Source organism: Microbacterium sp. (assembly GCF_030149085.1).
Classification (GTDB): domain Bacteria; phylum Actinomycetota; class Actinomycetes; order Actinomycetales; family Microbacteriaceae; genus Microbacterium.
Genome location: NZ_JASBSF010000079.1, coordinates 1 through 9981 on the forward strand (window position 1 = coordinate 1; position 9981 = coordinate 9981).

Annotated in this window: 10 protein-coding genes; 6 read left to right on the plus strand and 4 right to left on the minus strand. The window is 64.5% G+C overall.

Annotated elements, in window-relative coordinates:
• The 4 genes from Q1V87_RS03280 to Q1V87_RS03295 form a co-directional block, all read right to left on the minus strand.
• A partial coding sequence (locus tag Q1V87_RS03280) for a TniQ family protein (RefSeq protein ID WP_300590832.1) occupies positions 1 to 1939 on the minus strand: 1939 nt, incomplete at its 3' end.
• Positions 1936 to 3057: an ATP-binding protein gene (locus Q1V87_RS03285; protein WP_300590833.1), complete on the minus strand. Its 1122-nt coding sequence runs from the start codon at positions 3055 to 3057 to the stop codon at positions 1936 to 1938. The genes Q1V87_RS03285 and Q1V87_RS03280, both read right to left, overlap by 4 nt.
• On the minus strand, positions 3054 to 5171 hold the full coding sequence (locus Q1V87_RS03290; RefSeq protein WP_300590834.1) for a hypothetical protein: 2118 nt from the start codon (positions 5169 to 5171) through the stop codon (positions 3054 to 3056). Before Q1V87_RS03290 ends, Q1V87_RS03285 begins: the two co-directional genes overlap by 4 nt.
• On the minus strand, positions 5168 to 5890 hold the full coding sequence (locus Q1V87_RS03295; protein WP_300590835.1) for a TnsA-like heteromeric transposase endonuclease subunit: 723 nt from the start codon (positions 5888 to 5890) through the stop codon (positions 5168 to 5170). The genes Q1V87_RS03290 and Q1V87_RS03295 overlap by 4 nt, the downstream gene beginning before the upstream one ends.
• A 252-nt stretch (positions 5891 to 6142) precedes the next feature.
• Here Q1V87_RS03295 and Q1V87_RS03300 point away from each other — a divergent pair, with 252 nt between their 5' ends.
• From Q1V87_RS03300 to Q1V87_RS03325, 6 genes are all read left to right on the plus strand, one after another.
• Positions 6143 to 6496 carry a helix-turn-helix domain-containing protein gene (locus Q1V87_RS03300; protein ID WP_300590837.1) on the plus strand — a complete coding sequence of 118 codons (354 nt, stop codon included), beginning with the start codon at positions 6143 to 6145 and terminating at the stop codon, positions 6494 to 6496.
• Positions 6497 to 6515: 19 nt separating this feature from the next.
• On the plus strand, positions 6516 to 6944 hold the full coding sequence (locus tag Q1V87_RS03305; protein ID WP_300590838.1) for a hypothetical protein: 429 nt from the start codon (positions 6516 to 6518) through the stop codon (positions 6942 to 6944).
• Between the two features lie 28 nt (positions 6945 to 6972).
• The gene (locus Q1V87_RS03310; RefSeq protein ID WP_300590839.1) at positions 6973 to 7377 is read left to right on the plus strand and encodes a hypothetical protein; all 405 of its coding nucleotides are present in this window, start codon (positions 6973 to 6975) and stop codon (positions 7375 to 7377) included.
• Positions 7370 to 8179 (plus strand): hypothetical protein, encoded by an 810-nt coding sequence (locus Q1V87_RS03315; protein WP_300590840.1) that lies wholly within the window; start codon positions 7370 to 7372, stop codon positions 8177 to 8179. The genes Q1V87_RS03310 and Q1V87_RS03315 overlap by 8 nt, the downstream gene beginning before the upstream one ends.
• Before the next feature lie 48 nt (positions 8180 to 8227).
• On the plus strand, positions 8228 to 8410 hold the full coding sequence (locus Q1V87_RS03320; RefSeq protein WP_274646310.1) for a helix-turn-helix domain-containing protein: 183 nt from the start codon (positions 8228 to 8230) through the stop codon (positions 8408 to 8410).
• A 2-nt stretch (positions 8411 to 8412) separates the two neighbouring features.
• Positions 8413 to 9981, plus strand: a 1569-nt coding sequence (locus tag Q1V87_RS03325) for an SNF2-related protein (RefSeq protein ID WP_300590841.1), incomplete at its 3' end; no start/stop codon positions are given.

A 9981-nucleotide genomic window follows, 5' to 3' on the forward strand; every position in this document is an offset into this window, starting at 1 on the left:
CGACGATGTAGCGCTCGCGCAGCCATTCCGGGTCGATCGCCGTGCTTCTGCGACCGCGGCGCGTCTCCACTCCCTCGGCCGCGAGCACGCGACCGACCGTCTGACGGGCGACACCGTGGTCGAACGCGATCTCGCCGACCGAGCGCCCTGAGGAGTATGCCGCGACCGCGCGCACCGAGTTCACCGCAGCTCGGGCGGGTCGGGCTTGCGGCCATCGTCCTTCGTACGGGCTGGCGAGCTCGTCTGAGACCCCGACGACCTCCAGCTCCGGCACCCACGAGACGGGCTCGTCGACGCCTTGCAGCCTCAGGAAGTCAGCGCCAGCCGTGTCGAGTGCCGCCGCGACGGCAGCCGGCATACTGGCTCGAAGTTCCCGTACCGCCGCGTAAGGAGGGAACCCGAGCTCGTCGGCGAACGGTGCCCGCGCCAGCCTGTTGCCGCTGAGCAGCACGTAGAGGTGTGCTCGAGCGACCTGCCAACGGCGAACCCCACCCGGCAGCACATTCTTGCTCCGGCAGATCTCGCGCCACTCGTCACGAGGCAGAATGCCGGAGTAGTCGATCGTCCGGCGGCGTGCGAAGTCGATCGGCGTCGGAGTTTCGTCGAGGAACGCAGCGAGCCGTGCGATCGCGCGGATCGTGTCGGCCTCGGGCGCATTGCGGCCAAGGGAGCGCATGACGTGGCTGACCTGACGTCCCTTGGCCTCCTGATCGAGGAGCTTGATCGCTGAACCGTGAGTGAGTCGTGTCCCAACGAAGACCACCGCCGCCGCCAAAGCGCCGCCGGCGATCTCAGCGTCGAGCCGCCGTGGTGCGAGCCGGGCGGTCCATTCCGGCCAGAGAACCGCTGGGAGCTTCGCCGCGCGAACTTCCGGGTCGGTCAGCCACACCTTCACGGCTTGAAGGGTCGCGGTCGGGCGTCTCGTTCGTCCGAGCGCACGACTCACGTGGTCGCGCAGGGATGGGGAGTAGTGGTCGAGTGCCGTGTGGATGCTGACGCGTCCGCGCAGCAGGTCGGTGATTCGTTCGCCGGCCTGCAGCGCCTCGAAGGCGATGGTGTTGCCGAGCGCAACCTCTCGGGCGGTATTTGGCCGCAGATCTACCTTTCCGGTACGTCGGTGGGACGTGATCGGGCTCGCGTCAGCCTGGCCTTCCGGCATCCACTCGAATCGCTCTCCGTCGACGAGCGCCTGTCGTCCCGCCCGAGACAGCAGCAGCGTGTCGGACAGGACCTGGATCGTGCTCGGTCGGCCGTCTTCGTAGATGCCGAACTCGCCGATGCCAGTGGCGACGACCCTCAAGATCAGTCGTTGCGCTTCGCGCGTCTCGGAGTGCGTCGCCACGAACACTTCGCTCGAGGTCAGGTCCGCACCGCAACGCGCCCGCAACACGGTCGATTCGGTTGCTGGTCGGTTGTGGCAGCGTCCCGGCTCCGGGACAAGCGTGAGGGGATGTCCGATGAGCCGCGGAGGCTGGCCGCAGCCCGGGCACGCGTCGACGAGCAGACGCTTGTGGCGGAGGCAGGCGAACCCGAATGGGAACTGCCACGACAGGCGCCATCGACCCCCGGAGTCGGCGAGGCACTCCGGGCAATAGCGGGCGGCTACTCCCGTGGCCGGGCAGGACGCGCTGATGCGTCCCTGAGGTGTGAGGCGGATGGCGTTCGCGGCGAACGTGGTGCGGGTCATGGCACGGAACTCGTCGCCCGACCGCCCGGTCGTCAGCTCGAGGTTGCGGAGCTGCTGGGGCTCGAGCGCGGTGGACCAGGTCCGTGAAGATTGAGATCCCGCGCCAGGCACACCCTCGCTGTCGCTGAGCCCCAGCGCTCGAGCCATCTCGCCGACAGTGGCCCCGTAGCTGTGGGCCATGAACTCGACCCACGAGTCGAAAGGTTCATCCGGGAGCGGCATAGCCACGTGCAGCAGGCGTCGAAGGCTCATGCGACGGACCGAGGCTTGCTCCGCTTGGCGGCGGCAAGCTTCTTCTCCTCGAGCTCCATCGCAACGACCTCCCGTGCATCCTCCGCCGCCACGTCGATGTCGATCTCGTCCAGCACCGCCCGGGTCAGTTCCTCAGTGCCGTCACGCATGGCGTGCACGGCACCGAGAGTGATCAGCTTGAAGAGCGACCCGATCATCCCTGTTGAGCGTTCGTAGAGGTAGTCCGCTTGCTCACGGAGCATGTGCGGTCGCGCGTTGGCCAGCACAAGGCGCGCGTCGATCGCGCCCAGCAGTGTCATCCAGGTCTTTCGGTGCTCACCGACCGGGTGCGCGAATGGAGGAAGAGTCAGACGTGTCCAACGCCTCGCGATCTGCGACATCGCGAGCTTCTTGTCGGTCTTGCTTTCGCTGAGCAGCCCAGTGCTGGCCATGTTGACGCCGGTGAAGAGGAAGGTCGCCGGGTACTCGTTCGCGAGCCATTTCAGCTCGTTGGCCAGCGCGACTCCCTCGTCGGTGTGGATCTTCAAAAAGTGCACGTCGTCGACGATGATCAGCCGCGTACCATGACGACGGACCGACTCAGCAGCCAGAGTGGCCAGGTTGCGGTTCCGCAGATAGCGGGTCTGCGCGGCGTCGGAGGAGGGGTGGTTGTAGAAGTTCAGGATGGCCTCGTTGAGGGCGCGCGTGGTCGTATTGCCCTTGAACGCGACGTGGCAAACGGGGATGTGCAGCGTCTGCCCTTCGTCGAAGTCCTTCCCGTGTCGCAAGATCTGCCGGCGGTGAAACGCTCGTCCGAACGCGTCGACCGCCGTGGTTTTCCCCAGTCCGGGCGGCGAGTCGATGATCGCCGCGCCCTTGACCCGTGACGGGCCCTGCTGGTTGGCATCGAGGAGATCCCACAGCCGAACGTTGAGCCGTTTCACCTGCGGTGTCGTCACAAGGAAGTTCGCGTGGTACCGCTCGCGGTGGTAGTCGTAGGCGACACGTTCGTCTTCGCTGAGCTTCTCGATCTGCTTGGCGGACAGGCTCTGCGGCTTCTCCAGGGCGGGATCTTCTGCAAAGTGCCGCCAACCTTCCCAACGCGAGAGGAGCTCGTCGCGCTCCAGAGGCAGGATCACAGGTCCTCCAGCAGATCGAAGTCATCGAGGTCTTCGCCGACGAGCTCCTGCGCGCTCAGCGCAAGCGGATCGTGCTTCTCGCTCACCGGAGGCGGCGTCACCGACACCAATCCCAGCTCCTCGCTCAGGTCCGGTCCCGCCATCTGTTTCGCGATCTGCTTGGCGATGTGCGGGAAGAACGGGCTGTCCGGGCCGTCCGCCGTCTCGGCAAGCTGGGCGGCAAGTCGCGCGCTGATGCGCTTCTCGGCGGGCGTGCTCGCACGGCCAGCACCCCATCGTTCGAGGAGTTCGCCGAGCGCTTCGGACACATTGACCCCGTTGCGGCGGTCGAGCGCGATGCCCTTCGCGTACTCGAGAGCGTCGAAGCTGAACGGCACGGGGACTTTCGGGGCGTGCTCCCAACGGAGCACATGCCAGGAGTTGTCGTCGGGGTCGTTGAAGTAGATCTGCGAGAAGTCGTCGGGATTCACCGAGAACTGCCACTTCCGCTTGCCCTTCGCCATCGCCCGCGACCGGTCGTAGTACTTCCCCACGATCTCGCCGTTGTAGCGGAGCGTGCCGACCTCGACGCCGTAGTGGTTGAACTTGCGCTTCACGACGGGGAGCATCTCGAGCAGCAGGTCCGGGTTCGACGGGACACGGATGCGGCCGGCAACCGCGATGCCCTGCTCGAATTTCTGCGCCGGGCTCATCTTCGCTGCGGGCAGCTGGGAGTCGACAAGTCCGCCATGCGGGCGGAGGTGATAGACCGTGGCGATCCACTCGCGAATGATCTGCTCAAGTTGCGGGATCGTGTAAACAGCTTCGCTCTCCGGCGCCTCGCCGCGGGACGCGATGTCTTTGCCCTTGTATCCGGGCAGTTCCTGAAGCATCTCGTCGATGGTCCGGAACCAACGCTCGACCCACGCCTTGTCGGTGCCGGTGTAGACATGTGCGGGCTGGATGGAGATCCCAAGTCGCTGGCACACGCTCGCGACGTGGATCGACATGAACGGCTTACCGTGATCGATGATGATCGTGTCGGGAAGGATGCCGGGTCGGCGGAACCGCAACGCCTTGAGGTTCTCGACGTCGATGACGATGTTCTCCGGCACGCCATGGAAGGGCCAGGTAGCTCGGTCGCCCCACTCGGCCGGCATCTCGCGGGGTGACAGCGCCTCCATCAGCACTCCCGCGACGTCGACCGCCTTGGTGGAGACGGGTGCGAGGCGGAGTCCGAGGATAGATCTGTCGTAGAGGTCGAGTGCGACCGTCAGCTCGGCGCGCATCCACTTGCCAGTGACGGGTGCGACGCCGAAGACGTTGAGGGGCGTGGTGTCGAGCACGACGTACTCGCCGGGTCTCGTGGCGACAAGTCGGCCGTAGGGCACGGGCGGGCGCGTTTCGATCGATCGTTGTGCGCGCATGCTGGCGCCGAACGTTCCCTTGCCGCGGGTGAGCTCAGCGACCGCGTCACGAGCGGTGGACTCGGAAGGGATTCGGACGTCGACGTCCGGATACTCCCGCTTGACCCTCGCCAACACGATCGCGAGCGTGGTCGTCACACTGCGCTTGGCGCCGCGCACGTTTTCCTCGACGACGCGTCGGCACATGTCCACCCAGCGCGGGTCGAGGCCAGAGAGCGCCGGCGTCCAGGACGTCTTCCTGAAGTCGAGCAGCGCGAGATCTTCGCCATCGTCGAAGCGATCGTCCCAGCGCTTGAGCGTTTTCGGGCTCACACCAAGCTCCGTGGCCTTGGTTCGACGGCGTTCGTGGATGGTGGTGAGCTTCGGGTTGTACTCCGGTCTTGGCTCGTGCGGCTGCGCGAGAGTCGGGATCCCCGACGCGAAACCGGTTCGCATCTCTCGAACGTGGGCCGCTTTTCGTCGCGCCTCGTCGCGTTGCGCTTCCGTCGCGTCCGCCCAGATCAGCGCAAGCGGTGTGAGTGCAGCTTCATCGGACGGAAGACCGAACGCGTCCGCTGCGTCGCGGAGAAGCTCGACGAGCCGCACGCGTCGGGTCTTCTTCGCGCCGTCGACGAGGACAACGGCGTCGCCGGCGATCTCGATGACGGTGCAGAGACAGCCGTCGAACGAGACAGTGCTGCCGACGCGGATATCGAAGGTGTGGTTCATGGCAACTCCAATACGGTGTGGGTGGCTAGGGCGGAAGTGAGGTCGCAGCGAATCGAGCGGCGCCAGAGCAGGTGCAGCACGACCGCTCGGGCATAGGGAACGTCGTTCAGGGCGGATCCGGCGCTCCGGAGGGCGGAGCCGAGCGTGGCTGACGGGCGGATGGCCGCCTCGACCATCTCGACGTCGAGCTGTGGAAATTGCCAGAGGCGTCGATACCCCGCGAGGAAGCGGATGTTTGAGAGCAGAGCAGGCTCCGGTTCGCTGACGATCCGGTACGCCCATCCGCGCGAACGGACGATGTCCCCCGCCCATCTGAGGGCACCAGCGATCTCCGGGTCTTCCAGTCGGCGCTTCGGCTTGACCTCGATCACTGTGACCCGATGGTCGCCGTGCTCGACCATGTAGTCGGGCACATAGCTTCGCTCGATACCGTCTCGATCGGCGATCAGCTCGAACGGCTGAGAGGCGATCCGAACCGCCCGGTTGTCGAAGTCCTCAAGGAGCAGCGCCGCAAGCTCGAGGCGACTCTCGTACCCGACGAAGCCTTCCGTGGTCGCGGACCAGTAGCGGCCCGGGTAGTGCCGCTGTCCTCGATGCCAGCGGAACGTCCGGCGAGGCTCGGCCTCGAAGACGTGTCGAGCCTCGAGGTCCGCCAGTTTGCCCCGCTCGAGATCATTCCCATCAAATCGCAGCGTGTACCGGGGTGGCGGCGTTGGCACGGTGATCTCCTACGAATCAAGAAACGGGACTCATAACTCTTGACTCGTTAACGTACGGAGATGTCGTTCGTTCTGCAGCTTCGACACGCGGGCAGAGTTCTTCGTGTTGAGACTTCTCGCACGCCGAAGGATGCGGGTAGTGAATGTGACATTTACGCTGGGGTGCGTCAGATACACAACAATGCGCCACGCAGTCGGATCACGCCCCGCGATGCTCCTGCCGCGCTGAGCGCCTCATGCGAAAATGAGGCGGTGGAGACCGTGCCAACCGAGCAGAGCGAGGAGCTCTCGAAGCTAGCCTTCGGGAGCAACCACATGCTCGCGCTTATGGCGGAGATCGCGCGGTCGTCCGATGGAAAGTTCTCCACGCCTTCGGTGTCAGCGTCGACGGGATTGTCGACCAGCACGATCCATGCCCTGTTGAAGCGACTCAAGCAGCTGGGACTTGTCCGGCGAACCGACGAGGTCACGCCCGACCGGGTCAGAATCTATCAGCGAGCCGTCCACCCCACGTGGGACTATGCACTGCGGCTCGAAGCCGAGGCCGACGCGCGCGCTGCAGGAACCTTCACGATTCAGTGGGAAGCGGCAACAGCGGGTCGGTAGTACACGCGCAAGACTTGCCATGGATGCCTATTCCGTATGGCATCCTTCCTGTATGGGCGTCGGTGAGGATCGCTATGAGTCATTCGCGACCGCAGTAGAGGATCCCTACTTCGGGGCTCTGCTCGGCACGATCGATGAACCCGACGGGACTTTGACCGCCAACCACGCTGGCCTCGTGACTCGCACGTGGTGGGACACCCACGGAACTGGTCCAACATGTGCTGAGCTCATCGAGGCCGTCCTCGAGGTCGATGACTGGGACACTGCGATCCCCGATCCGGGACGGATGGTCGTCCAACGCAACGAGCAACTCGACCTGCTCCACCGCTGGCTGATCAGCTACTGGAGCCGACTCGGAACGATCTCCTACATCCCAGGGCATGATGACGTCATCAGGCCTGGCCGCGTGGTTGTGACAGCCGACGCCGAAGAGAACGAGCCTCGCTGAACTGGAGGGCTCGGATCGAGGAGCATGCATGCGCGAGATCGTCATCGGCGACCGCTCCGTTAGGGTCACGCACGTGCGTACGGAGACGACTGAGTACGGCGACATCCAGCGCTACCGCATCGACATGTCCGACTCGGATGCCGTTACCCACCTGTCGAGCCTGCGCTCGTCGCCGAACGTCGATGCGCGCGTCATGGCGTCGGTGATCGACACCGAGCTGTTGCTCGACTACGAAGGGAGCACAGAATCCGGGCTCCTGCGCGATCCTGGGATCCGCGCCTGGCGCAACCAACACCGCCCACTGATCGAAGAGACGTTGGACCGGCTCAGCGACGAGATCCAGGACCTTCCTCCGGAGCCGGTGAGCGACGTGGAACGGCTACTCCTGCGCACTTTCGACATGAACGCCGACGACGAGGTTCGCGATGCTTGACTATCCGACGTTCGACTTCGATCAAGTCGACTTCGTCACGTCCGACACCCACTTCAGCCACGCCCGCATCAGCGAACTCGCCGGTCGGCCATACTCCACCGTCGACGAGATGAACGACGACCTCGTGCGCCGGTGGAACGACACGGTCTCGCCCGGCAGCGTCGTTCTCCACCTCGGTGACGTGGCGCTCGGCCCGATCGAGGAGTCGATCGGGCTCACCGCGCGGCTCAACGGGCGCAGGCTTCTCGTGCCGGGAAACCACGATCGCGTCTCGCCCGCGACACAGTCGAAACGGGCAATTGAGCGGTCCCTGCCCGTCTACGAAGCGGCGGGTTGGGAGATCCTCCCGGAGGTTGTTGAGGGAACCCGCCACGGGTACAGGATCATCGCCTCGCACTACCCCTACGGCGGCGATAGCCAGGAACAGGATCGACACACGTCGCATCGTCCACGCTGGGACGACGGCATCCCGCTGCTCCACGGACACACGCACGCCCGCGACCACGGCCCGAACGGTCACCAGTTCCACGTCGGCGTCGACGCCCACGACTTCGCGCCGATCCCGTTCAGGGTGATCGACACCTGGATCCAGAGCCTGCCGGGAATCGAGACCCGACTGCAGACAGCGATCCGCGTGGCGCGCGAGGTCGTCGCCGACCTCGACGACACGCCGCCGTCGAACATGGACTTGATGTTCTACATGCAGGCGTACGACGAACTTCACATGCACCTCGAAGAGCTGCTGGCGGCCGTTGACGACGTCGGGCACGCCAGTGGCGACGGCGGCGAGGGTTCCCGATAGCATCGGCCATACCCGGATACATCCGGTTCAATCCGCATGGGAGCGTGTATGTCCGAGCCATGGCTGTCTGCCGATGACATCGCTGTGCACCTCGGCGTCACGAAAGACACGATCTACGCATGGATCGCTGAGAAGGGGATGCCGGCGCACAAGGTCGGGCGACTGTGGAAGTTCCAGGCGAGCGAGGTCGACGACTGGGTGCGTGGCGGCGGCGCGAGGAGCGGCGCCTGACCATGCGGATCATCGACAACGTCTCTGACCTCCTCGGCGACGATCTCAAGTCCGAGATCGGCCGCGGCTCGAAGGTGCGCATCGCCGCGTCGACTTTCTCGATCTTCGCTTTCGAGGCACTGCGCAAAGAACTCGAGCACGTCGAAGAACTCGAGTTCATCTTCACGTCACCGTCGTTCAGCAACGGGCAGGTGACAGACAAGCTGCGCAAAGACCGCAGGGAGTTCTTCATCCCTCATGCAGAGTGGTCTCTGTACGGGTCCGAGTTCGAGATCCGTCTCCGCAACCAGCTGACGCAGCGTGCGATCGCGCGCGAATGCGCAGCGTGGGTGCGCGAGAAGGTCACATTCCGATCGAATGCCAGCGGCCACCAGATGCAGCAGTTCGCAGTCGTCGATAACCGCGCCGCGTACATGCCGTTGCAGGGCTTCACCACCGCTGATCTCGGCTATGAGCGCGGCAATGCCGTATCCAACATGGTCACGAAGTTCGAGGGCGCCCCAGAGGCGAGCAGCTTCCTCAACCTGTTCGACCAGATCTGGGCGAGCCCGGGCCAGTTGAACGACGTCACGCAGGCCGTCTACGACCACATCGCGAGTGTGTACGCCGAGAACTCGCCGGCGCGCATCTACTTCCTCATGCTCTACAACATCTTCGCCGAGTTCCTCGACGACATCAGCGAAGATGTGCTTCCCAACGATCGCACCGGTTACCAGGACACCAAGGTCTGGCAGAGCCTGTACAACTTCCAACGGGATGCCGCTACAGGAGTCATCAATAAGCTCGAGACCTACAACGGCTGCATCCTCGCCGACAGCGTCGGCCTCGGAAAGACGTTCACCGCTCTGGCCGTGATCAAGTACTACGAGCTGCGGAACAAGTCAGTGCTCGTCCTCGCGCCGAAGAAGCTCGCCGAGAACTGGACGAACTACAACGCCAACCTCACGACGAACATCTTCGCGAGCGACCGCTTCAACTACGACGTTCTCGCGCACACAGACCTCTCTCGCACGCGAGGCGAGTCGCTCGGGCTCCGGTTGGATCGCATCAACTGGGGCAACTACGACCTGGTCGTCATCGACGAGTCGCACAACTTCCGGAACGCCGACTACGCCGAAGAGAAGGAGTCGCGATACCAGCGACTCATGAGGCAGGTCATCCGCGAAGGCGTGAAGACCAAGGTGCTGATGCTCTCGGCGACGCCGGTGAACAACCGATTCAACGATCTCAAGAATCAGCTGCAGCTCGCTTACGAGGGTGAGAGCGACACTCTCGCCGCCAAGCTCACGCTCTCGACATCGGTCGAGCGGGTCTTCCGGGACGCGCAGACCGTTTTCAACGAGTGGTCGAAACTCCCCGCCGAAGAGCGCACCGCCGACCGCATCCTGCAGATGCTCGACTTCGACTTCTTCGAGCTACTCGACGCGGTCACCATCGCACGCTCCCGCAAGCACATCCAGGCGTTCTACGACACGAGCGAGATCGGCGCATTCCCGAAGCGCTTGCCGCCGGCATCCGTCAACGAAGCCCTCACAGATCTGCCGGACGTTCCTTCGTTCAACGAGATCTTC

What these genes read in the sequence shown, in the direction of transcription:
- Q1V87_RS03290 (WP_300590834.1), bottom strand. Translation starts at nt 5,171, where the DNA reads ATGAACCACACCTTCGATATCCGCGTCGGCAGCACTGTCTCGTTCGAC.
- Q1V87_RS03305 (WP_300590838.1), top strand. Translation starts at nt 6,516, where the DNA reads ATGGATGCCTATTCCGTATGGCATCCTTCCTGTATGGGCGTCGGTGAG.
- Q1V87_RS03310 (WP_300590839.1), top strand. Translation starts at nt 6,973, where the DNA reads ATGCGCGAGATCGTCATCGGCGACCGCTCCGTTAGGGTCACGCACGTG.
- Q1V87_RS03315 (WP_300590840.1), top strand. Translation starts at nt 7,370, where the DNA reads ATGCTTGACTATCCGACGTTCGACTTCGATCAAGTCGACTTCGTCACG.
- Q1V87_RS03320 (WP_274646310.1), top strand. Translation starts at nt 8,228, where the DNA reads ATGTCCGAGCCATGGCTGTCTGCCGATGACATCGCTGTGCACCTCGGC.